This window comes from Microbulbifer mixtoriginis (SeqCode), assembly GCF_052466765.1.
In genome coordinates, this window is record NZ_CP174289.1 from 2,934,224 (window position 1) to 2,959,759 (window position 25,536).

Here is a 25,536-nt window from a genome sequence, read left to right on the forward strand (position 1 = left end):
CGGCCTGAATGGTTTAGAGGCAGAAGCGTCCGATCAGATTGCGCAATATTTTTACCATCGGCTCTATACGATCGAGCTCCAGGTATTCATCCGGTTGGTGAGCCTGGTCTATATCACCGGCGCCAAGCACGATAGTGTCAATATTCATGCTCTTCAAGTAGGGGGCTTCAGTGCCGAAGGCGACACTCTGGGCGCTGTAACCGGTGAGCTTTTCTGCAACCTTGACCAACTCAGAATTAGGATCCTGTTCGAAGGGTTCGGTACCGGGAAACAGAGAAACCATATCGAAATGAATTCTACTGTTGTCGATACATGCCTGCAGCCTTGTATTTAACTCACGGCGCAATTCCTGCAGTGACATACCGGGTAGTGGGCGTACGTCAAACTGTAACTCCGCATGGCCGCAAATTCGGTTGGGGTTGTCACCACCATGGAGACAGCCAAGGTTGAGGGTGGGTACGGGGACGACAAATCCGGGGTTATTGTACTTTTCCTGCCACTCCCCACGCAGACGTAATAACTCCCCAATAACCAAGTGCATGGCCTCCAGGGCATTAGCACCGAGGCTAGGATTGGAGGAGTGCCCCGATTGTCCCGTGATACGAACGGCCTCCATCATCACTCCTTTGTGCATGCGAACCGGGTGCAAGCCAGTCGGCTCGCCAATTACCGCGTAGCGTCCTTGCGGTCGCCCTGCTTTGACCAATTCTCTGGCGCCGGTCATTGAGGTCTCTTCATCGGCGGTAGCGAGAATGGTCAGGGGCTGGCGCAGAGGTTTATCGATAAAGCTGCGGGCGGCTTCGATGGCCAGTGGGAAAAAGCTTTTCATATCACTGGTGCCCAAGCCATAGAGGCGATTGTCGCGCTCCTGCAGGCTGAACGGGTCTGAATGCCAGCGACCATCGTCGAAGGGAACCGTGTCGGTGTGTCCGGAAAGGATCAGGCCGCCTTCAGCGCCCTCATGTGCGCCAAGGGTGGCAATCAAGTTGGCTTTATTCGTGCTGTCTGGCAGGGGCATCAATTCCACTGTGAACCCTAGGGTATCGAGCCAGTCTGCGAGTTTCTCCACCACCGGGCGGTTGCCCATGTCCAGCGCTGGATCGGTGGCACTGACACTGGGGCAGGCGATTAATTGTCGAAGCTGGGTCTTTAACTCAGGTACTGCGATAGGCGCCATGGGAATTGTCCCCTATTTTGTTGCGTCGCTCGTTGAGGATAACCGCCAGTGCGATTGCGCATCCACCCAGAGCGAGTCTGGGAATATCCGCATCGCGGTTCCAGATTAACAGGTTTACCAGTAGGCCAGCGGGTACCAGGGCATTGTTCATAGCCGCGAGAGTCGCCGCGGAGACTAGGGTGGCGCCCTTATTCCAGAGGAAATAACCGAGGCCGGAGGCCACAAGGCCGAGCCACAACAATACTCCCCATTGGGTTAGGGTTTGTGGATACCTGGGCTCGCCCAAAAAAGCCCATGCGCATACCGTAATGACTGCCGCACCTAGAAAAAACCAGCCAAATGTCTGCCTGGGCGGGAGAGATTGATCCCGCTGCATAAATTGCTTGTAAGCAACCTGGCCGACGGCAAAACACAGGTTGGCCCCCTGAACCACGGCAAAGCCTAACCAGTAATCGCCACTGGGGGAGTCCCAGCGGATAATGGCCGCCCCGAAGACTGCCAGCAGTGCGATGGCCAAATTCCACAGTGATAGGCGTCGCTCAATCAGATCATAAAACAGTGCAATGTATAGAGGGGTAAATATGGTAAACAGTAGCACCTCAGGCACACTCAGCAGCAGGAATGACTGATAGTAAAAAAGGTACATGGCCCCCAGCTGTACGGCACCAATGGCCATTAGAACAATGGCGTCGCGAGCACTAGAGCGTCGCCACTGTAACAGGGGCAGAAATACCAGAGCGGCCAATAAAACCCGAGTCATCGCCGAGAAATAACTGTCGACCTGACCGGCGAGGTAAACTCCGATCAGGCTGAAAGAAAAGGCCCAGAGCAGGGTGACAAGGATCAATAAAGGCATGGGAATGCTTTCTCGGGAACGGATGATATGCGGCAAATAGCTAGTGGCTGGTGAGTATTGCGCGGGCGAAGAATAAATGGAAGTGGTTGCCACTTACTGCGATGAGTAGTGTTCAATGAAGCTTGCTCAATCGAAAAAGAGGGACAAAAACATTGCCCTCATCGTTTGGAGTGGCTGTCATATACTACGATGCGCCCGGCTGTTATTGCGGGCAACTTGGTTGCCCCAACGCAGTAGGTTTACATTGCAGTCGTTGCGGTCGATCAGCACTTCGATCAGGCACAGGCCACTACGCTTCTTGGCTTCGGTGATTGCCTGATCCAGCTCGCCTTGGGTGGTGACCCTACACCCCCAGGCGTTGCCTTCCCCTGCACTAAAAGTCTCGATCAGCTTGGCGTAATCCCAATTCTTAATCGTGTTATAGGGGCCATCGTGGATCTCCACCTCAATGGTATAACCACCATTGTTGATCAGGAAAATAATCGGGTTAACCCCGTAGCGAATCATGGTGGATATTTCCTGGGCAGTGAGCTGGAAGGAGCCGTCGCCAATGCAGGAGATCAGGCGCCCTTTGCTCATTCCGAGGGCGTAGCCGAGGCTGGCTCCCACAGACCAGCCGATGCTTCCATATTGCATCTGAATCTCAAACTGTGCTCCCTCGGGCAATGAAAGCTCCATACCGTTAAACCAGGAGTCCCCAGTCTCCACCAGTAAGGTACTTTTGCGATCGAGCAGCTTCTGTATTCGTGCGAACAGTTGTCTAGTGGTGAGTGGTGTGTCGGGTTTACCGGGTTTGGGGATATGTTTAGGGCTGCTCACCCTGTGGTAGGCCTTCAAGGCCCCATCGTTTGCACTTAGTTGTCCTACAAGGGCATTTAGCAGATCCCTCATATGCACATTGCTGTAGCAGGTGTCCCCCAGTTGAACAGAAGTAGGTTGCACCAGGATGGCTTTATCACCCTGAAAGCACAGCTGATGGCCGGTTGTTGTGTAATCGGTAAACAGGGGACCGGCAAATAATAGAGCATCTGCTGTATCCACAATCTCACTGCATCCAGGGGTGCTCACAGGGCCCCAATAGATACCCATAAAGCTCTCAAGGGTCTCGGGAAGTAGACCCTTGGCATCGGGCATTGAGGCGAGACCATATTTACAGCTATGGGCCAGATCGCACAGGGCTTTTTGCGCACTGGCTGCACGCACCCTGCTGCCAGCAATTAAAACCGGGCGCTCGGCACCATTTAAGAAATCGACGATATGCTTCACAGCGGCGGCGAGGGAGTCGGGATCGCTGGTAGGGCGTCGGGCAAAGCCGCGCGGAATTGGCGCCGAGGTTGGGGCATTGGCGACATTGGCGGCGACCTCTATATACACTGGTTTGCGCCGCAACATGGCGGTATCCAGTGCGCGATCTATAGCGGCCGGTGCCAGTTTGGGGTGGTGGATGATTACGGTCTCGGCGGTAACGTAAGAGTACATCTCGCGCTGATAGCTGTAGTTCACTTCGCCCAGAGTGTGGTGCAGGTACTCCCACTCGGCTTCCGAATTGGTATTTGGGCCCCCGGAAATGGCAATCAGAGGGAGATCCTCCGCATAGGCCCCTGCGACTGCGTTGATCATGCTGAGCCCGCCAACAGAAAATGTGACCACGGCTGCGGCGGGTCCCTGGGTTGCCCGAGCGTAGCCGTCAGCGGCATAACCTGCATTCAGCTCATTGCAGCAACTGATCATCTTTAGGTCAGGCTCCAGCAGTAGCTGGTCGAGCAACACCAGATTGTAATCGCCAGGCAGGGCAAAATAGTGGCGGATACCCACATCCTTCAAGCGCTGTGCCAGGTAGGTGCCAACGGTCCAATGTCTAGTGTCACGTGTCGTCATGTGGCGATATTCATTCTCAGCTGGTGATCGCTACTCGGCAGGCGGGACGGTTTCGGGTAGATCTGGGACAGCTTAGTTCAGTTTCTGAGGGGGTGATGAGGGGGTGGCTCTGGCCAGCCAGTAGGACAAGAGCGGTTCGCTTGAAATAAAAAAGGGAAGCTGAGCTTCCCTTTTTTTGATGGATATTGCGCAGCCGCAATTAGCCAAACAATCCCTTGAAGAAGTAGAAGAACAGGATTGCAATTCCAGCGCCAGCGGGCAGGGTAACTACCCAGGAAGCGGCGATGGTGGTAATCATACGCAGGTTCAGCGCACCGATGCCACGGGCTAGGCCAACACCCAGTACCGCGCCCACCAGGGTATGGGTGGTGGAGATGGGCAGGCCAGTGCCGGAGGCCATAACCACGGTAGCAGCGGCGCCGAGTTCTGCAGCAAAGCCGCGGCTGGGCGTTAGCTCAGTAATTTTACGGCCAATAGTCGCCATTACTTTAAAGCCATAGGTGGCGAGGCCCACCACAATACCCAGGCCCCCAAGCAACAGAATCCATGAAGGCATGGTTGCCTTGGCGGTTACCGCACCCACTTGGATGGTGTTGACTACCGCCGCCAGTGGACCAACGGCATTGGCCACGTCGTTAGAACCATGGGCGAAGGCCATGGCACAGGCGGTGAAAATCATCAGGATCGCGAAGACACGCTCCACATTGGCAAAGCGGTTTTCTGCTTCGATGGAGGTGTCACGCTTGATACGCTTGAGCATGGTGACGCCAACGCCTGCGACCAACAGTCCCACAATTGCGGCAATTCCGGCGTCCTGCAGGAAACTGAGCTTGATATCTGCGTCTTTGAGAACGTGCTTCAGACCCTTGGTCAGAGTCACCATGGCGATCATCCAGCCCACGGCGAACATATAAAAAGGAATGTAGCGCTTGGCGTTGGCAAATGGATCCTCGGTATCAAGGATCAGGCGTTGCACGCTGCGGAACAGTAGGAAGGAAATAGTACCTGCCAGCAGCGGGGAGACTACCCAGCTCGCTACAATGCTACCCACCTTGCCCCAGGCCACCGCATCGGGGGAGATACCCACTGCGGAAAAACCGACAATAGCGCCGACAATGGAGTGAGTGGTGGATACCGGCCAGCCTAGGATACTGGCCACCAGTAGCCAAGTGCCGGCGGCGAGTAGGGCGGACAACATGCCGTAGACGAGCAGTTCGGGCTGCGAGGCAAAGATTTCAGAATCGATAATGCCTTTGCGGATTGTGGCGGTTACCTCACCACCGGCTAAATAGGCGCCCGCAAACTCGAAAATCATGGCGATGACAATCGCCTGTTTGATAGTCAGTGCTCGCGAGCCGACTGAAGTGCCCATGGCGTTGGCGACATCGTTGGCACCAACACCCCAGGCCATAAAAAAGCCCGCGACACAGGCCAATATCAACAGAATATGGCCATATTGACTAAGAATTTCCACGTTGAACCCCCTAACGTGCCAACAACAACTGCAAACGGTTACCCACGCTGTGGGCGCGATCGGCCAGTTCGCCGATCCATTCAATCACCCGGTAGAGGAACATCACATCCACCGGCGGTAGGTCTTTTTCGATAGTGAACAGGGAGGCGCGAATTTCGACTTCCAATTTATCCGACTTGCGCTCCAGTTCATCCAGCTCTTCGGTCATACGCTTGGCGATGGTCACCTCGCGCCCGGCAAAGCCGCTCTCCAGCAACTCATCCAGTTCATTGATCGCGCGCAGGGCCTGGGCGGAAGTGGCCACGGCGCTCTCTACAAAAGTGGTCATCAGAGACTGCAGACTCTCAGGGATCTGCATTTTTCTACCGACCGCCAGCCCGGCAATATCCTGCGCTGTGTTGGCCACTTCGTCTTGGGCGTGCAGCAGCTCTAGCAGGTCGGAGCGGGAGACAGGCATAAACAGGCTGTCTGGCAGGTGCAGACGCAGGTCTCTCTTGATGTCATCGGCGCGATTCTCTGCTGCAGAGATACGCAATTGAATCTGCTCCGCTTCTTTCAGGTCGCCTTTGATGAGGGCGTCGAAGAAGGGGATCAGGTCGGCTGAAGCCTCGTGGGCCGTAGCCATATGCTTCTCGATCGGCTTGATCGGTGAGCGGCCAAACAAATTGGCAATATTCGACAGGGCCATGGTTAGCTCCATTGCTCAGGGTGCGAAACGGCGGCATGGTACCCCAATCGGAGCCACTTCGGTATTAGTGCGTTAACGATGCACTGTAGGCTTTGATTGATAGGGCTACAATGCGTCGTCATATGAGAATAAGGGGGCATGCCGATGACAGAGAGTAGAGCGGCGGACAGGTTGCTGGATTTACGTGGATTACTGGAGGACCTCGTTGCCCAGGGCTACGTGAGCAGGCTGGATGCGAACCGTATTGTGGGTACTCCGCGCACTGCGGAGCAGGCACAGATGCATCCGCTCAGCTATATCGCCAGTTGCGATCTGGCCAGCCAGAAGAGCCCAGGCACTTTACTGGGCGACGAGCTACTCAGTGCCTGGCTGGCGGAGTGTGCGGACCACCCCCTCTATCATATCGACCCGCTCAAAGTGAATGTGAGCGCGGTAACCGAGGTAATGAGTTTCCAGTTCGCCAAGCGTCACCAGATTTTGTGTGTCGAGGCTGGTGCAGAAGAGTTAACCGTTGCCACGGCCCAACCCTTCACCCACGGCTGGGAGGAGCAGCTGGAACATACTAGTGGGCGTCGGGTGCGGCGGGTGGTGGCAGATCCTGCAGATATCAAGCGTTACTGTGTGGAGTTTTACTCTCTGGCGAATTCCATTTCCGGCGCCAGTGGACTGCAGGGTACCTCTGCGGCGAATAATTTTGAGCAGCTGCTGGAGTTGGGCAGCCTTAAAGACCCGGAGGCCAATGACCAGCATATCGTTAATATCGTCGACTGGTTGTTACAGCACGCTTTCGATCAGCGCGCCAGTGATATTCACATCGAGCCGCGGCGTCAGGTGGGGCGTATTCGTTTTCGTATCGATGGGGTACTTCATCCGATCCATGAACTGCCCGATCAGGTCAATGCGGCGGTAACCAGTCGTCTAAAAATCCTTGGACGAATGAATGTGGCGGAGAAGCGCAAACCTCAGGACGGCCGCATAAAAACCAAACGGCCCGATGGCAGCGAGGTGGAGCTTCGCCTCTCCACTCTGCCCACCGCCTTTGGCGAGAAGCTGGTGATGCGTATTTTCGATCCCGAGGTACTGGCGCGCTCTTACAGTGACCTGGGGCTCTCCGGCACCGATTTGGCCCGCTGGCAGACGATGCTGGCGCGGCCCAACGGCATTGTGCTGGTTACGGGCCCTACCGGCTCGGGTAAGACCACTACCCTATATACCGGCCTCAAGCAGCTCGCCACCAGTGCAGTGAATGTCTCTACCGTGGAAGATCCTATCGAGATGGTGGAGGAGAGTTTTAATCAGACTCAGGTCCACCATTCTATCGGCTTCGATTTTGCCGCGGGCATCCGTACCCTGATGCGCCAGGACCCGGATATCATCATGGTGGGGGAGATTCGCGATCTGGAAACCGCGCAGATGGCGGTACAGGCAGCGCTCACCGGCCATTTGGTGATCTCCACTCTACACACCAACGATGCTCCCACGGCGGTTACTCGTCTGTTGGATTTGGGATTGCCTCACTACCTGCTTAAGTCCACCATCCTCGGTGTTATGGCCCAGCGCCTGGTGCGGACTCTCTGTCCTTCGTGCAAACGTGAAGACACAATCAATGAGGCAGACTGGCATTCTCTGGTTCGCCCTTGGAAAGCGCCTCTACCCGAAAAAGTGTATGCCCCCGAGGGCTGCCTGGAATGTCGTAACACTGGCTACAAGGGCCGCCAGGGGATCTATGAAATCCTACCGTTTAGCGAAGCGGTGCAGACCATCGTCACCCCCGATTGCGACCTACAACAGCTGCGTCGCCAGGCTATGCGCGAGGGTATGAACAGTCTGCGTCTGTCGGGGGCCAAGAAGGTGGCTACTGGCCTGACTACGGTGGCGGAAGTATTGCGTGTTGCACCGCCTCCGGATATCGCTTTTTAATTGGGCCCAAATTCCCCAAGTAGTTTGAATTTAAAAATTGTGGGGCGGGAGAGCTGCCCCTGCAGAATTCCACATTTGGAAATAAGGATCGATTTCCCATGATTGATAGCGCCATCTGCCCTGAACCCCTGCGCCCGCAACTGCAGAGTCTGTGGCAAGACTGGCGCGAGGCGGCGGGCCCGGCATTGGCGGCTGAGGCAGAGGCGTTGCTACAAGATAAAGCACTTGGGTTGGCACTGGCACGTAGTTTTATCGGTTCTGAATTCTTTTATCGACTGTGCTGCCGCCAACCGGATTTCCTCTTGGAACTACTGCAACAGGATGATCTGGGCCTGCAATTGCCGTGCTTTGATAGCGATGAAACTTTAGATCTGGCCCTGCGGCAGCTGCGCAACCGAGCGACCGCCGAGGTTATTTTCCGGGATTTTGCCGGTCAATGGGATATTCCCAGGGCCTGCCTGCGTCTCAGCGAGCTGGCAGAGCTGGCTATTAGCACGGCTTTGCAGTGGCACCACCACCAGCTGGCACAGCGTTATGGCGAGCCCCGGGATAAAAGTGGGAGGGCTCAGTCTTTGGTGGTGCTGGGTATGGGTAAGCTGGGCGCGCGCGAGCTGAATCTCTCCTCGGATATCGATCTGATCTTCGCCTACCCCGACCCGGGACATACCGATGGTGATCAATGTGTGGAAAACCAGAAGTTTTTCCAGCGCTTGGGTCAGCGTCTGATTAAATCCCTGGATGCCATCACGGCGGAGGGCTTCGTGTTTCGTGTGGATATGCGCTTGCGCCCCTATGGTGACAGCGGTCCATTGGTGAGCCATTTTGCCGCTCTGGAAGATTACTACCAGACCCAGGGGCGCGAGTGGGAGCGTTACGCCATGGTCAAGGCGCGTCCGGTGGCTGGCGATCAAAGCGTTGCCGCCGAGTTGATGGAGCTGTTGCGGCCATTCACTTACCGTCGCTATATTGATTTCAGTGCTATTGATGCCTTGCGCGAGATGAAAGCGCTGATTCAGCGACAGGTACGCGCCCGTGGCTTGATTGACAATATCAAGCTGGGACGCGGAGGTATTCGCGAACTGGAGTTTATCGTGCAGGCTTTCCAGTTGATCCGCGGTGGACGTGTGCCGGCGTTGCGAGAGCGCAATTTGTTAACAATCCTGCCTTTGCTGGAAGCTGACGGCCATGTGGAACCTGGTGTCGCCGATGAGTTGGGCAACTGCTACCTGCTGCTGCGTCGGGTGGAGCACGCCTTGCAGGCTTATAAAGACCAGCAGACCCAAGCGCTGCCGCAGGACCCAGCAGAACGCGAGCGGCTCGCATTCGCCCTTGGCCGCGACAACTGGGATCAGTTGTCCAGGGAGCTGGCTGGCGTTCGCAATGTGGTGGAGCGAGAGTTCGACACGGTTATTGCACCGCCGGAGGAGATTGCCGAGCCCCATGTGGCGGAAGAGTGGCAGGGATTGTGGAGTAGCTGTGGCGATGAGAGTAGTGAAGAGATCAATCTGCAGACCCTGGAGAATGCAGGTTTCAGTCCGGAGCCGGAGGCTCTGGAGTTGCTGCGGGATCTCAATCACTCTCCAATGGTAGTGGCACTGCCAGCATCTTCGCGTGAGCGCCTGGATCACTTTATGCCCTTGTTGCTGGCCGCAGCCAGTTTGCAGGAAAGACCATTGTTGGTTCTCGGTCGGGTACTCCCCCTGGTGCGCTCAGTATTGCGCCGCAGCGCTTACCTGGTGCTTATCAATGAGAACCCCCCAGTACTCAGCCAGCTGGTACAACTGTGCAGTGCCAGCCCACGAATCGCCGAGCAGCTGGCGCGTCACCCCATCCTGTTGGATGAACTACTGGATTCTCGCCGCCTGCTGGCACCGGCCACGGCTGAAGATATTGCCGATGAGCTTCGCCGCGAACTGCTGCGTGTCGATCCAGCAGATCTGGAGCTGCAGATGGAAACACTGCGCTATTTCAAGCAGAGCCAGAGTCTGCGTATTGCCGCTCAAGAGGTCAGCGGGGCATTACCGCTGATGGAGGTAAGCGACTCTCTCACCTGGCTGGCGGAAGGTATATTGCAGCACTCACTCAGCCTAGCCTGGGCGCAAATGGTGGATAAATATGGACAGCCGGCCGGCGCCACAGCTGAAGATATGCATTTTGCCATTGTCGCCTACGGTAAGCTTGGAGGGCTGGAATTATCCCACGGCTCCGATTTGGATATTGTTTTTGTGCACGATGCGGACCCCCAGCTTGTTACTGACGGCGCAACCAGCATCGACAATTTGCGTTTCTATACTCGCCTGGCGCAGCGCCTGATTCATATCCTGCAAACCCGTACCCTGAGCGGACCGCTGTATGAGGTGGATACCCGTTTACGCCCTTCGGGCAATTCGGGCCTGTTGGTCACCTCTATGAAAGCCTTTGAAAAATACCAGCGCGAAAGTGCTTGGACCTGGGAGCATCAAGCGTTGGTGCGCGCCCGCCCGGTTGCGGGTAGCGAACAGCTCTGTAAGGACTTTGAGGCCCTACGCCTGAAATTGCTTTGCGAGCCCAGAAATGAGGGGAAATTGCGCGAGGAAGTGGTTGGGATGCGCGATAAAATGCGCTCTCACCTGGATAAAAGCAATGATCAAAATTTCGACCTCAAGCACGGCCCGGGCGGTATTGTCGATATTGAATTTTTGGTTCAATATGCTGCTCTGGCCTGGGCGCAAACTGCGCCCTCGATCGTGCGATACACTGATAACATTCGCATTCTCGAAAGTCTGAATGACGCGGGCCTGATGCCGGCCAAACAGGTCGAGCATCTGATCGACGCCTACAAAGCCTACCGATCTGAAGGTCATCGCCTGGCACTACAACAACTGCCAGGGACAGTGAGCGATGACCGTTTCACAGCGGAAAGAAAGACCGTTCTAACAAACTGGCAGCAATTACTCGGTTAAAACCGGCTTGGTCCTGCTGCCCGATTAAACTGTTTTTCAGGATTAGTGGGAGTTGCCCTATGTCTTTTGCCGACCGTGATGGCGTTATCTGGTTTGACGGTGAGTTGGTTCCCTGGCGCGATGCGCGCGTGCACGTCCTAACCCATACCCTGCACTACGGCATGGGTGTTTTTGAGGGGGTGCGCGCTTATGAGACCGATCGCGGAGCCAGTATCTTTCGCCTGCAGGATCATACCCGTCGTTTATTTCGCTCCGCGAAGATCATGAATATCCCTATGCCCTATGAAGCGGATGAGCTGAATGAGGCTCAGCGTCTTGTAGTCAGGGAAAATAATCTCCAGCACGCCTATTTGCGCCCAATGGTATTTTACGGCTCTGAGGGGATGGGGTTGCGTGCAGAGGGCCTTAGTACCCACGTAATCGTCGCCTCCTGGGAGTGGCCCAGCTATATGAGCCCAGAGGCATTGGAGCGTGGCATCAAGGTCAATACGTCCTCTTATACTCGTCACCACGTCAACATCAGCATGTGCAAGGCGAAGGCCAACGGTAATTATATCAACTCAATGCTGGCCCTGCAGGAGGCGATTCGCAACGGTTGCGAAGAGGCGTTATTGCTCGATCCAGAGGGCTATGTGGCCGAGGGCAGTGGGGAAAACTTTTTCATCGTCAGGGATGGGATTATTTATACCCCGGAGCTGACCTCCTGCTTGGATGGCATTACCCGCGATACGGTGATTGAGTTGGCTAGGGAGTGCGGTTACCGGTTGGTGGAGAAGCGTATCACTCGCGATGAGGTTTATATCGCCGATGAGGCCTTTTTTACGGGTACCGCCGCAGAGGTGCTGCCTATCAGTATGCTCGATGGCCGCTCCATCGGCAGTGGTCGCCGCGGCCCAATCACCGGTCGCTTGCAGGGACTTTATTTTGATGTAGTGCATGGTCGCAGTACCGCGCACCGAGGTTGGCTGAGTGATGTGGATGACACCGGCCTTCATGACACAAGCCATGTTGCTGTAGCCTAACTCACCAGATTTGGGCTAAGTTCAGATCCTCCCAATTTCAGGTGGAGGGCACTTTAGAGTGCCTTCCCTGACCAGTCTCCAGGGGAAAGTAGTACCCTGCCTGTTGTTCTCGTAGAATGCTCAAGTAAATTATCCCTCTGTACTCAATAGGTGTTAGCCCATTGCAGACTTGGTGTGAATCGAAAGCGTTGCATAGCGAGTTCAATCTTTACCCCTGTTTAATGGGGTGCTGGTAAATAAGTCATTAAGGGCTGTGGGAGTTATTGGTGTTACCAATTAAAAACCTTGCGAAGGATTGGAAAGGCATTTTTGCTCAATTTTGGCAGCGCAATGAGCTGATCGATGTATCTACAAACTTGCAAATGCTAGGAGGCGCTCTGCTGCTTTTATATGCAGCACTATTTCCTTTGGGGAGCGATTTTGCAGATACCGCTAAAACTCTATTTATTGTTCTTACTTTTTGGGTACTTTTTACCCGTGGAAGAAACTGGCTCAACTCACCAGTCGGATGGTTCTTCGCTGCTGCTTTATTAGTTCAGATGTTGTCCTGGGCTGGTATGTTAATGGCATACCCAGAATGGGCCGAGTCTTCCCCGAAATTCCACCGCCTGGGGCAGTGGTTTGTATTCGCTGCCATAGCCTGCTGGTTGGGCGGCAGTACTCGCAATACTTTAATTCTCTGGTTGACGGCACTACTTGCTCTGCTTTTGGCACCCTGGGTAGCGGGAGGGGGATTTGCTGAGTGGATAGATGGAGCTAGGGGGCAGCGAGTCGAATTTGGTTTCCATAATGCCCAGCATACCGCCATTCTTTTTGGTGTTGCACTGTTGGGCCTAGCCGTTTTCTCTCGTCGCTTATTTAGGTATACAGGACTGTTATCCATATCGAGCTTAGCCTGGGCTGTTGCTGTTGGTATATGTGCTCTGGCCGTGCTTTATTCACAGACTCGTGCGATTTGGTTTGCTTTGGCCGTATCTCTCTTCACTCTCTTAATCGTTTGTGTGTTTATAGTTCTTCGCAAGCAGGGTAAGGGAGTTTGGTTGCGTTTAATAGCTTGGGGGACGGTCATCGGTGTGGCCATGGTCGCCCTTTGGGTGAAAGTTGGGGATGTGGTGAGCAAGCGCCTCGGGCTCGAGAGGAACACCGTTGATGCTTTGCTTTCAGGTAATCTTGATTCGATTCCCTATTCTAGTATCGGTGTCAGGATCCATAGCTGGCATGCTGCGATGAATTGGATAGCTGAGCGCCCATTGCTTGGTTGGGGCGGTAAAGGTCGACGTCTCGTTATTCAAAATCTGCAAGGTATGCCATCGGAGTTCAAAAATACTATTGGGCATCTACACAATAGTTATCTTGATTTACTGGTGAACTATGGAGTTCTGGGCGCGTTGGTATGGGGAGTTTTCAATTGCTGGGTATTCATATTGGCTTATAAAAGCTGGCGCAGGGGTGTTTTACCTGGCGACTTCTTCTTATTTTATATCGGTTTTATGATTCTCTGGCTGATTGCGAATTGCTTTGAATCCTATCTTTTTTACTCCAGTGGCCATTTTATTTTTGGCATAGTGGTTGCTGGTATTGCTACCCATATTTTTCGCTGCAGGAGTGAATTTAGGCCTGAACCTGGCCGGAATCTCTAAGTGAGAACCTGAGGGGCTAAGCCCCTCAATGTCTTGTAGGGTACTTATACTTTCGGGCGTCCCACACAATAATAGTCCATGCCGCTCTCAGCCATGTGTTGGGGTTCATAGAGGTTACGGCCATCAAAAATAACCGGATTAGTTAACGCCTTGGTAACGGCCTTAGCATCAATGGCCTTAAATTGCTGCCACTCGGTAGCGATAATCAGGGCATCTGCCCCAGATAACGCAACTTCCTTAGTGCCACAGAGTTGCATGTCTTCGCGCACACCGTATATCCGTTGGCACTCCTCCATTGCCTGAGGATCAAAGGCTTGAACCTTTGCACCGAGCTGCCAGAGTTGTTCCATCAAGGTACGGCTGGGCGCTTCGCGCATGTCATCGGTATTGGGTTTAAAGGCAAGCCCCCACAAAGCAAAGGTTTTTCCTTTCAGGTCCTCGCCAAAATGCTCTGTGATTTTTTGTAGCAGATAGCTTTTCTGGGTTTGGTTACGCTCCTCCACAGCATTCAAAATACCCGGGGATACCCCCATTTGAGTTGCTGTAGAAATCAATGCTTTCACATCTTTCGGAAAGCATGAACCGCCGTAACCGATACCGGCGTAGATAAACTGGTAGCCAATGCGAGGGTCAGAGCCAATACCCTGGCGTACCTGCTCGATGTCTGCGCCCACATGATCGGCGATTTGTGCCATCTCATTCATAAAACTGATTTTGGTGGCCAGCATGCAGTTAGCGGCGTATTTGGCCAGCTCCGCACTGCGAACATCCATGGTGATGATTTTTTCATGGTTTCGGTTAAATGGCGCATAGAGCTGACGCAGTGCATTCTCTGCGGAGGTGCTGCGAGTACCAATAATGATGCGATCTGGTCGCATGCAATCGCTCACTGCAGAGCCTTCTTTAAGGAATTCTGGGTTTGAAACGACTTCGAAAGGGATATCTTCGGCATTACGCGCAGCCAGTCGATCAGCAATGGCCTTACTCACTAAATCTGCAGTGCCCACGGGAACTGTAGATTTATTGACGATCACCTTGGTTTCGCTCATATAAGTGGCGATAGATTCGGCCACTGCCAGCACATGGCGAAGGTCGGCTGAGCCGTCTTCGTCAGGAGGGGTTCCGACGGCGATAAAGATGACTTCCCCGTGCTCTACGCCCTGTGACGCATCAGTGCTGAAATTCAGTGTTCTATTTTTTAAGTTGCGCTCAATCAGCGGGGATAGGCCAGGTTCATAGATAGGGATGATCCCTTTTTTCAGATCTTCGACTTTCTTCTCATCGATATCAATGCACAAAATATTGTGGCCAACTTCAGCCAAAACTGCGGCCTGAACCAAGCCGACGTAACCGCTGCCAAATACCGTTACATTCATGAGTATCCCATTACCTGTCACTGGAGGGGCTGTGCCGCCCAAAAATATGCGCGCTAGTGTACCAGATATTGCCCTTAGGCCTTGGGGCGCAATTGGCATATCCCGTGCTCTCATATTCGCCGACAAGTGGGCAATAAGCTATGCTTGCGGCCTTTTACTGGCAGGGGTTCATTGGCTTTGCAGCTGAAGGTATGGCGTTTTCTCGATGGTAACCGGGCGCATGAGAAACAGAGTGCAGCGTTGGTTTGTGGCCTGGGTAAAAGTTTTGCTGGGCAGGTACAGAGTTTTGATATCCCCGCAGAGTTGAGCGCTTTGCGCATTTTCCTGGGGCGGACACAACAACTCGATCAGTTGCCTAAACCGGATTTCCTAATTGGAACCGGCCGCAAGAGCCGTATGCCGATGTTGGCCGCGCGCCGCCGTTACGGTGGTCGCGCAGTGTCGATAAATCGTCCGCAGCTACCTTTTGGCTGGTTTGATTTTGCAATTGTGCCGGAGCACGATCGGCCACCACCTCTGGAGAACATTATCCTAAGCCAGGGTGCCCTAACGGAGCCTCTACCCGATATTGGCCCTCAGGCTGGGAAGGGGTTAATTTTGCTCGGTGGACCGAGTAAACACTATTCCTGGGATCTTCAGGCTATCCGGGCACAGATAGAGCCATTGATAAGACAACCTCTTGATTGGCAGATTTCCAATAGCCGCCGAACGCCAGGGAGTACATTGGAAGCCTTGTCCGAGGGCAATGCCCGCTTTATCGATTGGCGCTCATGTCCTCCCGGTTGGATTCAGGAGCAGATGGCCACGACTGAGCAGATTTGGGTGAGCGAAGATAGTGTTTCCATGCTGTTTGAGTCCTTACAGAGCCGCGCGAGGGTGGGGGTAATTCGGGTTCCCGGCCGGGATAAGTCCAATAAGGTCCGAGCTGCGGTGCAGAGGTTGATCGATCAGGGGGTCGTCAGTGAACACCTGGAAGAAGTGTTAGCGCAGCCGCCTCGCCAGCCTCTGGATCAGTACCTTTTATGTGCCAGGGCACTATTGCGCCGTTGTGGGCTATTGGCCAATTAGCCTTTCAGGCCGCGGGCTTCAAACTTTCGCCAGGGTATCTTCTTGTCGGAGACTTCCCATTCCACGCGCAACCACATACGTTGGATACGGCGGTGGATATAACGCCTGGCAAAGAAACTGGAAAATTTCGGTAGTGGCAGGAACGAGGCGCAGCCCAGGCCATCGATAAGATAAATCTGCAAACGCCCGTTTTCTCGGCGTAAGACTAGGTTGTGCGCGATCAGGTTTTTGGTCAGTACACCGTATTCCAAGAGCCAACTGGCAAACTCTTGTAGTGCAATACGCACCTCTTCATCCAGGCCGTGTTTGTTTAAATATTGGCGTAGGGTAGGTGCCGGAGTTCCGCTTTCATCTAAGATCATATCGGTCACTGCGGCGGGGCCGAGGCTGGTCTGCTGGATTCCATACCAGCGGGGTAGGTGCTGCCACAGTCCGGCGCTACCCCGTTGAAGGGCACTTTGGCTATAGCCCTCCTGCTCACGTAAGTTATCGTCAAAGCTATCCAGGCCGCGTCCACGCTTATACCAGGGGGCCCTATCCAATAGTATTTGAGTGCGTCCAGGGCGCATCACTTTGACGCACAAGTGAGGCTCCTGCGGATGCTGATAGCAAAAGCGATTGCCTCCACTGGCGAAGGGTTCACGATTGTTCAAATCTATCATGGCGCCATATTTCTCTTATTGTTGTTAAGCATAGTGCGATAGATTTCCATGGTGTGGGCGGCTTGTCGCTCTAAGGTAAAGGCTTCTGTGAGCTGGGGTCTTTGTTGAGGAGTGTCTAGTATCTCCAGGGTCTTCTTGAGGAGCATTTGTCGGTCCCCTTTATTGACCAGTCCCCGTGGGAAGCAGGCTTGCAGGGATTCCGCCGGGCCGCCGATATCATAACCAATAATCGGTGTGCCTATTGCGGCGGCCTCGATAACGGTGCGGCCAAATGGCTCCGGGCGTTGTGAGAGATTGAAAACCAAATCGGACTGCTTGTACCAGTAGCGAATATCAGAGCGATGCCCAACAAAGCTGACACGATCCTCTATCCCCAGATTTCGTACTTTTTCTTTTAGTTCTTCTTCGTAATGGGCTTTATTCGCTTCGCTGCCACCGAGGATTACTCCATAAATGTGGGGGTCTAAGGGGGCGAGTTTAGCAATTAGCTCAATAAAATCTTCCTGACCTTTCCAGCGGGTCAAGCGCCCCGGCAATAACAACCAGCGTTTCCCTTGGAGCTGTGGAAACTCCTTACAAGTTCGCTCCATCCAGTCAGCTGGGAGACAAATTTGGGGGTGAAACTCTTTGGTATCGACCCCGCGATAGACAATCTGAGGGGGCCTCTGTAGGTCATTAGGGTAGTTCTCCAGCAGGTAATCGTTTACGCACTGTGAGATAGCGATAACCTGCTCGGTTTTTGCCATGATCGCACTGTAGCGGTTGGTCGAGTAGAGCCCGTGCGCTGTGCTCAGCAGCCGGGGACGTTTGTCCACGGGCATTTTTTTCCAGGCCAGGTAAGTAAGCCAGGCGGGCACCCGGGAGCGAACGTGCAAGATATCTGCATTTAATTTCTGCAGCAGATTACGCAAAGGGCGCACTTGTAGCAGGCTGGTGAGGGACTTTTTATGGATTGGCAGGGTGATATGCTGTGAGCCTTCATGCTGTAGCTGCTCCACCATACGGCCGCCACTGGAAATGACAATGGATTCATGGCCGGCATGGACCAGTGCACGGGCAAAATCCAGGGTTCCCCGCTCAACTCCGCCCGAGTTTAAGGCGGGCAGTAGTTGCACAACTTTCAAGTGACCAGCTCCGAGTGACCAAGAAGAAAATGTTCTGCCAATGATATGATGGCCAGGTTTTGGCTTCCTGGCAGGGATCTCATTATATGCAGTGAAGCCTGAACCAGTACAGCTGGTGGTACGCCTTACCAGTATTTGTTTTCTCCCCGTGAAGCACTTTTGTCGATGCGAGTTCTGTATAACGTTATTTTTCGAGCGGCGATGCCGCTTATTTTGCTGCGTCTGTGGTGGCGTGGCCGCAGCCAGCCCGAGTATCGGCTGCGCCTGGCTGAGCGCCTGGGAAAAGTGCCGAAGCGCCTTAGTTCTGCGCCTTTACTCTGGGTGCACTCAGTGTCTGTGGGGGAAACGCTGGCGGCGATACCGGTGATTACCCAGCTGACGGCTCGCTACCCTCAGTGGCAGTGGTTGGTGACGACGAGCACCCCCACAGGTTCTGAGCGGGTGACTGAGGCGCTGCGCCCTATTCTTGGCGGCCGTTTACTGCATTACTACCTGCCTTACGACCTGCCAGAGTGTCTGACGCCATTCCTGCAGGCTTTACGTCCGAATATGCTTGTCATTGTGGAAACTGAATTGTGGCCGAATCTCCTGCACCTTTGCAGAAAGCGCAATATACCGACGCTGCTGGCCAACGCTCGGCTCAGCGAGAAATCTGCGCGCGGCTATGGAAAGTTTCCAAGATTTACCCAGTCAATGCTGGCAAATCTGGATAAGGTCGTCGCTCAGTATGATGTGGATGCTCAACGCTTTGTAGAATTGGGCTTGCCGGCGCCGCGGGTGCTGGCCAGTGGCAATATCAAGTTCGATCTGGATATCGGTTTAGGGTTGGTTAGTGAGGCCCAGGCCCTGGCCCACCAGTGGCGTGGGCCTGAGGAGCGCAAAGTGTGGCTGGCTGCCAGTACCCATGCTGGTGAGGATGAAATTATTCTGGATGCCTATCGGGCATTGCTAAAGACCAGTGAAAATTTGCTGTTGGTGTTGGTTCCCCGACACCCACAGCGCTTTGAAAGTGTTGCACGGCTCTGTCAGGAAAGGGGCTTCCAGGTGGTTAGGCGCAGTGAAGGGCGGGCGCCATCTGTCTGTGATCAAATACTCCTGGGGGATACGATGGGAGAGCTGCTGCGCTTCTTTGGCGCGAGTGATATGGCCTTTGTGGGTGGCAGCCTGGTTCCTGTGGGCGGACACAATATGATTGAGCCAGCAGCCTGGGGGGTCCCGGTGGTATGCGGGCCTTTCCTGCATAACTTTTCCACCGTTGCCCAATTGCTAAAGGATGCTGGCGGCATGGTGATTGCCGAAGATGCAGCGAGCATAGCTGAACAGCTGGGTCTTTGGTTGAAAAATGATCGCCAACGTATGGCTGCAGGGCAGAATGCCAGAGTGGTGGCACAGGAAAATAGTGGCGCTTTACGACGTCTGCTGGATGAAATTGAGAGTCTGATGCCTGATTTGAAAGATCAGTGAGTGGATCAAACTCCACTCACTGATAGAGGTACTACTGATAAATATGCGCTTACTTAGAAGGCGCTGGTGTACCGGGAGGACTGGACTCGCCTACGCGGAACACATTGTGTGCTGGATTCAGCATACTATCCAATTCTTGCAGATCCTTTGGTGACAATAGCCCCGCCACCAACTTGAGATTCAGGGTGTTGATGATGTAGTCGTAGAGGGCGTTGGCATAATCTGTCTGTGACTGGAATAAGGTACGTTGAGCCAGCAGCACATCGACGATATTACGTGTGCCTACCTCGTAACCCGCCTGGGTAGCATCCAGTGCACTCTTGGCGGAGACTACCGCCTGTTGCCGCGCCGCCACACGGGAAACATCGGTCACTACTGCACGGTGCAGGGTGCGGGTCGACTGGATAGTGTTACGCTCGGTCAGGTTGCGCAGGTCCTGGGCCTGGAAGGACAGGTTGCGCGCCTCGCGGCGATTGGCGCTAAGCAGGCCACCGGTATAGATGGGAATATCTAAGGTAATTGCTACGGTAGTGTCGCGGTTGTCTAAATCGCGAGGAAATGTCGTACTTCGGTTTCGGGTTCGAAATTCTCCATCAAAAATTGCCCTTCTGGTTTGGTCACCTTCTGAGGTGAATTTATTGTAAGAGACTGAGCCAGTCAGCGTAGGCAGGTGCTCACTGGCAGCCGAGCGGGCGTTGTAGCGAGCTGCCTCGGCATTCAATCGCGCAGCCTTGAGATCGAAATTGTTAGCGAGGGCAAAGTCGACCCAGTCGGCACGATCCGCCGGGACCGGCGGCGCTACCTGAAAGCTCTCTATCAAAGGGGCTACCTCATCGTGATAGCCACCGGTCAGTACCGAGAGGGCGTCAAAGGAAGAGAGTAAGTTATCCTGTTCCGTTAAGCGGCGGGCAACCGAGCTATCGAAAGCCGCTTGGGAATCATAGACGTCGGTGATTGCCGTCAGCCCCACCTCGAAACGCTGCTGGGTTTGTTCCAGCTGCTTGGCTAGGGCCTTTTCTTCAGAGACGGCCGCTTCCAGCACATCATAGGCGCGCAATACATCGAAGTAGGCAGTCGCTACGCGGATCATCATATCCTGCTGGTTGGCGCTGTACTCTGCGGTGGCCCGTTCAGTTAGTTTCTTGCCTTGCTGATAGCCAAACCAGGCGGGGGCATCAAATATCGCCTGGCTCAGGGTGGCATTGTAAATCCTGTCGTCAAAGGTGCCTGTGTCTCTTTGAAGAAAATCAATGAGTTCAACATTCTCAACGTCATCTACATCGTCATTAACGGGTTCTGCTTGACCTGATTGATAATACTCGTGATTTCTCAGCGCCTGGATTTGAGCGTTCACCTGTGGCAACAAAGGTGCACGCAGCTGGTTTTTTGCCTCAATTCCAGCGTGGTAACCCGCGCGGTCTGCAGCCAGCTGGGGGTCGTTATCCAGCGCCTGCATATAAATATCCCACAGGGTGTCGGCCTGGGCCTGCATGGCGCCGAAGCCCAGCAGGGTAGCGGCGATTAGTTTCTTCAGTGGACGCAACTGGCGGCCTTTCGGCGCTTTGCGGTTACTTCTTTTCATCTGTTTCAACTTCCTGTGGCGGGTGCGGTCTTCAAGCTTCTGTCAGTTCTCTGGAGCGGCACTCGAGTTCTGGTTCTCGGTGGGTTCCCTTGGCTCGCATGGTCCGGTGGTGCTGCCAGTCTCCCCAATTAGCAGTCGCGAGAGTGTACCCGCGGCCAGTCTAAGCGTCGAGGCGACGCTTTCGGCTTTTTGGTATATCTTCGTTAAACCGACGCGAATGTGCGTTTACCGGTATCTGCCTGGCAGTATCAGGGCAACATTGAATAGGGCAATGCCCCTACATTGCAATAGACGCGCCATGGAAGTATTTGGATGCGGCAAAAATTGTGCAGAATAAGGCAAGGACCTCTGGCACATGGATCAGCTGCGCAACAAAGAGCCGATACCCTGGCAGCGTGCCTGCCACGAGTGCGACCTGTTATTGACTGGCAGCTTGGCACCGCCCGGTCAAAAGCTGGTTTGCCCCCGGTGCCGCTGCACGCTGCACCGCAATAGCAATCACAGCGTCTATTACACCATTGCTCTGAGTCTCACCGGGCTGTTGTTATTTATCCCCTCTGCCAGCCTGCCATTACTCAAATTCTCAATTTTCTCTTTTGGTGCCGATAATACCCTATTGAACGGAGTTCACTCCCTCTACAAAGCGGGATTTATCTGGCTGGCGTCTTTGGTGTTGTTTTGCAGTGTGCTGGCGCCTCTGGGCAAATTTCTGCTGTTGTTATTTATTTGTTGTGGCAGTACCTGGAGGCTTTTGGATCGAGCGGTTGCCTTTGCCGTACGCTGGTATCAGCACATCAAGGAGTGGGGCATGCTGGATGTCTATATGTTGGGTATTTTGGTGGCATTAATTAAATTGAGAGACCTGGGGAAAATGGATGTGGAGCCGGGGCTCTACTGCTTTGGTGCCATGATGTTAGTGGCAAACCTCTCCTCTCTTAGTTTCGATCAAAATGCCATTTGGCAGCGAATTGCGCTGCGGCGTGCCCTGCGTGAGGCGGCCACATGAGTGCCCCGCAGAAAGCCTTCAAAAATGGAATGAGCAGCTGTTTGAGCTGTCATCAGCTGATTATTTTACCGGCCCGGGGAGGGCGCTGCCGCTGCCCTCGCTGTGGTGCGAGTGTTTATGGACGCATTGATGGCAGTTTGATGCTTACCTGGGCACTGACAATCACCGGTGCTTTGTTGTTACTGCCAGCAAATATCCTGCCGATTATGAGTGTTGTTTACCTTGGCGCCGGTGAACCCAGCACAATTATCAGCGGTGTTATGCAACTGTATAACAGCGGTATGTGGGGCATCGCTCTCATTGTCTTTGTGGCGAGTATCGCCGTGCCGGTAATGAAACTACTGGGATTGGTACTGCTCTTGGTACAGATCCAATTGCGATTGCATTTTGTGCCCTCTCAGGCGATGAAAATATATCGGGTGGTTTCCGGAATCGGGCGTTGGTCGCTGCTGGACCTGTTTATGATTTCCATTCTGGCGGCGCTGGTGGACATGGGATTTATCGCCCGAGTGGAAGCAGGGCCGGGCAGTACCGCTTTTGCCTCGGTGGTGGTGGTCACCATGATGGCGGCGCGTTCTTTCGATCCGCGCCTAATATGGGATGCCCATGATGGCGATCTGTATGCAACCGCAGTAGAGCCGGAAACGGCTCACAGGAGTGCGGCGGAGAATGGCTGACAATACGCCAGTGGATAATGACACCATAGAACCCAGCGCCTATGAAGGCCCTCAGCGGGGACAAGTGCGCAGGAGTCGCGGCCTGCCGCTTGTGTGGATATTGCCACTGGTAGCGGGTTTGATTGCCGCCTGGTTACTTTACCAGGATATGGCTGAGGGGGATGTGCACGCGAGCATCCTGTTTCACTCCGGCGATGGTCTGGTGAAAGGCAAAACGGTGGTGAAATATTCCGGTGTGGATATCGGCATAGTGCAGGATGTGCGCCTGGTACCCAATGCCAAAGAATTGAATGGTGCCGACGGTGTTTTGGCTGAAGTCAGTCTTAACCGCAGTGCCGAGTACCTGCTGGTTGAGGGCACCGAGTTTTGGGTAGTGAAGCCGGAACTCTCCATTACCGGTATCAGCGGATTGGAGACTTTGCTATCGGGTAATTACATTGCGGTGGAGTCCGGCAGTGGCAAGCGTAAGCGGGAGTTTGTCGCTCTGGATCGTCCACCGGCATTTATACGCGGCGACGGTTTACGCGTGGTACTGAAATCCCGCCGGCTCGGCTCCCTCAGCCGGGGCTCACCAGTGTACTACCGCCAGTTACGTGTGGGGCAGGTGGCCGATTACAGCCTCGACGAAAATGGCAGAGAAGTCAGTATTGAATTATTTATCCGGCGCGAGTACGGCTATTTGGTACATCGTGGCAGTCGCTTTTGGAATAGTTCCGGGATTTCGATTGAAGGAGGGATCAGCGGTATCAGTATCAACCTGGAATCTCTCGCCGCTCTTTTTGCCGGTGGTGTCAGTTTTTACACGCCGGAATCCCAGCGCCAGTCGCCATTGGCGGTCAATGGCACAGAATTTAAGTTATATAAAAACTTCGCTGCCGCAGATGCGGGTATTGCCGTCACTTTAAATTTTGACCGAGGTGTCGATGTGACACCCGGTAGTACCAAAGTGTATTACCAGGGCATCAAAGTGGGTGAAGTCAGTCGCGCTAAAGCCAACAAGAGTATGAATGGAATGGAAGTACGTGTCCTGATGGACCCGGCGACCGATGACCTGCTCAGTGAAAATACTCGCTTCTGGTTGGCGCCGCCCACTTTTGATTTTAGCGGTGGCTTGAATGAATTAATTCAGGGTAACCGTATCGAGGTAGATCTGCGTCGGGGGAAGCGTTCTCAGCGCACTTTTTCCGCACGCGCTTCGGCACCACAAATGGACCCTAGGGTCCCTGGACTGCATTTACGCCTCACCTCCCGCAACCCGGGCTCACTGCAGCGCGGAGCCCCCGTATATTTTCGCCGTATCGAAGTGGGCAAGGTACAGGGGATGGAATTGCGCAGAGATGGCGAAGGCGTAGAGGTGTATGTGGTGATTGAACCGCGCTATGCACACCTGGTTAGGCCAGGTGCCCGCTTTTGGAATATCAGTGGATTGCGCGCTAGTGCGAGCCTGAGCAGTGGCATCAAAATACAGGCGGATTCGTTGATGTCTTTGTTGCGTGGTGGTGTTGCTTTTGGCATCCGGGGTGGGGAGTATGAAAAGGGTGGACCTGCGCAAAATGGCGATCAGTTCCCTCTGTATCGCAGTCGCGAAGCGGCGATGGAAGAGGGCATTGAAATCAGTATTAATTTACCCAGCGCTGAGGGGCTTAAGGAAGGGGCTCCGCTGCGTTACAAAGGTGTGCAAATTGGCGAAATAACCCGCTTGCGCCTCGGCAGGGATCTTGGTGAAGTTCAGGCGCGAGCAAAACTCTACCATCGCGGTGGCAATTTTGCCCGTGCCGGCACCCGTATCTGGGTGGTGTCCCCGCAGATTGGTATCAGTAAAGTCGCGCACCTGGACACACTGATTACCGGTCGTTACCTCGCCCTGGAGCCCGGCGGCGGGCCGCCGGAGACAGAGTTCTATGCCGAGCTTCAGGCTCCGAAGGAGGATCTTGCCGAAACTATGAGTCGACCCGGCCTGACGGTAATACTCGATGCAGCCAGGCGCGGTTCTCTGGTGGCCGGCAGCCCCGTTTATTATCGGCAGGTGCAAGTGGGGGAGGTTACTGGCTTTGAGCTGGGAGAGTGGGCGGACCGGGTATATATCTTTGTGCACATCGAGCCAGAATATCGCCCGTTGGTGCGTGAGCATACGGTTTTTTGGAACGCCAGTGGTGTGGATGTGAATTTTGGGCTGAAAAGTGGTCTTAATGTTAATACCGAGTCTGCTCAGGCTCTAATTAAAGGGGGCATTGCTTTCGCCACGCCCGAGCCGCCATTTATGGGGTTCGAAGTGGAATCCGGTAGCCACTTTCCACTCTACCCACGGGCGGAACCCAAGTGGTATAAGTGGAGCCCCAAAATAGAGCTTTATAATTATTCGGAACCGGTCAAATAAATAACAAGGTAAGGAGCATTTATGCGTTATATAACCATGGGATTAATGACTCTGCTGTTCTTGGCCGGGTGCCAGGAAATGCAAGTGGAGCGAGTGAGTACGGGGGCCCAACCGGTGGCTTTTTCTACCTATAAATGGGGAGTGACGCCACTCAATGATGCGGATGCCTCAGCACAATTGGTAGAGCTAGACGAGGAGATGCGCAACTCAGTGGCGGCGCAATTACAGCAGCGTGGTTACCGAGAGGTGGCCCAGGACCAGAATGCAGACATGGTCGTGGATTATCAGGTGGCTGTGGTTGATGAATTTTTTTCCGGCGATACCCGAGATCCAAGCTGGGACAAGCAGTTTGATAGCAATGCACCCCAGGATGTCGTGGAGCTGCCGCCGCTCACCGATGCTCCGCTGGTGATTATGAGCGTGGGGATTGGTCGCCCCGACGGCGCGATAATTTGGGGGGGCAGGGCCAGTGAACTCCTAACTCGCCCAGACAGTATTGAGCAGCGTCAGCGTCTGATCTCACGGGGCGTGTATGAATTGTTGAGGGATTTGCCTCAGGCCTATCAGTGAGCCGAAGTATCATCGCTCTTTATAAACCCCTCT

19 protein-coding genes are annotated in these 25,536 nt (G+C 54.1%); 10 read left to right on the forward strand and 9 right to left on the reverse strand.

What is annotated here, in order from left to right; translation table 11 throughout:
- Nucleotides 1-13 precede the first annotated feature (13 nt).
- The 5 genes from argE to ACJJIV_RS13065 all read right to left on the reverse strand — a co-directional run bounded on the left by argE (nucleotide 14) and on the right by ACJJIV_RS13065 (nucleotide 6,073).
- Nucleotides 14-1,177, reverse strand: coding sequence for an acetylornithine deacetylase (gene argE / locus ACJJIV_RS13045; RefSeq protein WP_444889214.1), 1,164 nt, complete (start codon nucleotides 1,175-1,177; stop codon nucleotides 14-16).
- Nucleotides 1,155-2,033, reverse strand: a complete 879-nt coding sequence (locus ACJJIV_RS13050; protein ID WP_444889215.1) for a carboxylate/amino acid/amine transporter — start codon at nucleotides 2,031-2,033, stop codon at nucleotides 1,155-1,157. Before ACJJIV_RS13050 ends, argE begins: the two co-directional genes overlap by 23 nt.
- 177 nt (nucleotides 2,034-2,210) lie before the next feature.
- Nucleotides 2,211-3,911 (reverse strand): thiamine pyrophosphate-binding protein, encoded by a 1,701-nt coding sequence (locus ACJJIV_RS13055; protein WP_444889216.1) that lies wholly within the window; start codon nucleotides 3,909-3,911, stop codon nucleotides 2,211-2,213.
- 199 nt (nucleotides 3,912-4,110) lie between these two features.
- Nucleotides 4,111-5,385 carry an inorganic phosphate transporter gene (locus ACJJIV_RS13060; RefSeq protein WP_252083562.1) on the reverse strand — a complete coding sequence of 425 codons (1,275 nt, stop codon included), beginning with the start codon at nucleotides 5,383-5,385 and terminating at the stop codon, nucleotides 4,111-4,113.
- Between the two features lie 10 nt (nucleotides 5,386-5,395).
- Nucleotides 5,396-6,073 (reverse strand): TIGR00153 family protein, encoded by a 678-nt coding sequence (locus tag ACJJIV_RS13065; RefSeq protein WP_252083561.1) that lies wholly within the window; start codon nucleotides 6,071-6,073, stop codon nucleotides 5,396-5,398.
- A gap of 144 nt (nucleotides 6,074-6,217) precedes the next feature.
- On the opposite strand from ACJJIV_RS13065, the gene tfpB reads away from it, so the two are divergent.
- From tfpB to ACJJIV_RS13085, 4 genes are all read left to right on the forward strand, one after another.
- On the forward strand, nucleotides 6,218-7,993 hold the full coding sequence (gene tfpB / locus ACJJIV_RS13070) for a type IV pilus assembly ATPase TfpB (RefSeq protein WP_252083560.1): 1,776 nt from the start codon (nucleotides 6,218-6,220) through the stop codon (nucleotides 7,991-7,993).
- A gap of 98 nt (nucleotides 7,994-8,091) precedes the next feature.
- Nucleotides 8,092-10,935, forward strand: coding sequence for a bifunctional [glutamate--ammonia ligase]-adenylyl-L-tyrosine phosphorylase/[glutamate--ammonia-ligase] adenylyltransferase (glnE, locus tag ACJJIV_RS13075; RefSeq protein WP_444889217.1), 2,844 nt, complete (start codon nucleotides 8,092-8,094; stop codon nucleotides 10,933-10,935).
- Nucleotides 10,936-10,994: 59 nt separating this feature from the next.
- Nucleotides 10,995-11,957, forward strand: coding sequence for a branched-chain amino acid transaminase (locus tag ACJJIV_RS13080; RefSeq protein ID WP_444889218.1), 963 nt, complete (start codon nucleotides 10,995-10,997; stop codon nucleotides 11,955-11,957).
- 266 nt (nucleotides 11,958-12,223) lie between these two features.
- Nucleotides 12,224-13,597 carry an O-antigen ligase family protein gene (locus tag ACJJIV_RS13085; RefSeq protein WP_444889219.1) on the forward strand — a complete coding sequence of 458 codons (1,374 nt, stop codon included), beginning with the start codon at nucleotides 12,224-12,226 and terminating at the stop codon, nucleotides 13,595-13,597.
- A gap of 44 nt (nucleotides 13,598-13,641) precedes the next feature.
- Here ACJJIV_RS13085 and ACJJIV_RS13090 read toward each other — a convergent pair whose 3' ends face one another.
- Nucleotides 13,642-14,973, reverse strand: coding sequence for a UDP-glucose dehydrogenase family protein (locus ACJJIV_RS13090; protein WP_444889220.1), 1,332 nt, complete (start codon nucleotides 14,971-14,973; stop codon nucleotides 13,642-13,644).
- A gap of 177 nt (nucleotides 14,974-15,150) precedes the next feature.
- Between ACJJIV_RS13090 and ACJJIV_RS13095 the strand changes: the two genes are divergently transcribed.
- Nucleotides 15,151-16,041 carry an ELM1/GtrOC1 family putative glycosyltransferase gene (locus tag ACJJIV_RS13095; protein ID WP_444887378.1) on the forward strand — a complete coding sequence of 297 codons (891 nt, stop codon included), beginning with the start codon at nucleotides 15,151-15,153 and terminating at the stop codon, nucleotides 16,039-16,041.
- Here the strand turns inward: ACJJIV_RS13095 and ACJJIV_RS13100 are convergent.
- Both ACJJIV_RS13100 and ACJJIV_RS13105 read right to left on the reverse strand, forming a co-directional pair.
- A complete protein-coding gene (locus ACJJIV_RS13100) occupies nucleotides 16,038-16,703 on the reverse strand; it encodes a YrbL family protein (RefSeq protein ID WP_444887377.1) in 666 nt (221 codons plus the stop codon). The genes ACJJIV_RS13095 and ACJJIV_RS13100 overlap by 4 nt on opposite strands.
- Entirely contained in the window at nucleotides 16,700-17,818 is a 1,119-nt protein-coding gene (locus ACJJIV_RS13105) for a glycosyltransferase family 4 protein (protein ID WP_444891717.1), read from the reverse strand. The genes ACJJIV_RS13100 and ACJJIV_RS13105 overlap by 4 nt, the downstream gene beginning before the upstream one ends.
- Before the next feature lie 174 nt (nucleotides 17,819-17,992).
- On the opposite strand from ACJJIV_RS13105, the gene waaA reads away from it, so the two are divergent.
- On the forward strand, nucleotides 17,993-19,291 hold the full coding sequence (waaA, locus tag ACJJIV_RS13110) for a lipid IV(A) 3-deoxy-D-manno-octulosonic acid transferase (protein ID WP_444889221.1): 1,299 nt from the start codon (nucleotides 17,993-17,995) through the stop codon (nucleotides 19,289-19,291).
- 49 nt (nucleotides 19,292-19,340) lie between these two features.
- On the opposite strand, the gene ACJJIV_RS13115 is transcribed toward waaA, so the two are convergent.
- Nucleotides 19,341-20,873 (reverse strand): TolC family outer membrane protein, encoded by a 1,533-nt coding sequence (locus ACJJIV_RS13115; RefSeq protein ID WP_444889222.1) that lies wholly within the window; start codon nucleotides 20,871-20,873, stop codon nucleotides 19,341-19,343.
- Between the two features lie 355 nt (nucleotides 20,874-21,228).
- On the opposite strand from ACJJIV_RS13115, the gene ACJJIV_RS13120 reads away from it, so the two are divergent.
- The 4 genes from ACJJIV_RS13120 to ACJJIV_RS13135 are packed head-to-tail and all read left to right on the forward strand — an operon-like array spanning nucleotide 21,229 to nucleotide 25,503.
- Complete coding sequence (locus ACJJIV_RS13120) at nucleotides 21,229-21,879, forward strand: paraquat-inducible protein A (RefSeq protein WP_444889223.1); 651 nt, start codon at nucleotides 21,229-21,231, stop codon at nucleotides 21,877-21,879.
- Nucleotides 21,876-22,556: a paraquat-inducible protein A gene (locus ACJJIV_RS13125; protein WP_444889224.1), complete on the forward strand. Its 681-nt coding sequence runs from the start codon at nucleotides 21,876-21,878 to the stop codon at nucleotides 22,554-22,556. Before ACJJIV_RS13120 ends, ACJJIV_RS13125 begins: the two co-directional genes overlap by 4 nt.
- On the forward strand, nucleotides 22,549-24,933 hold the full coding sequence (locus ACJJIV_RS13130) for a PqiB family protein (RefSeq protein ID WP_444882965.1): 2,385 nt from the start codon (nucleotides 22,549-22,551) through the stop codon (nucleotides 24,931-24,933). The genes ACJJIV_RS13125 and ACJJIV_RS13130 overlap by 8 nt, the downstream gene beginning before the upstream one ends.
- A 21-nt stretch (nucleotides 24,934-24,954) precedes the next feature.
- On the forward strand, nucleotides 24,955-25,503 hold the full coding sequence (locus ACJJIV_RS13135) for a DUF4136 domain-containing protein (RefSeq protein ID WP_252083548.1): 549 nt from the start codon (nucleotides 24,955-24,957) through the stop codon (nucleotides 25,501-25,503).
- Nucleotides 25,504-25,536 lie beyond the last annotated feature (33 nt).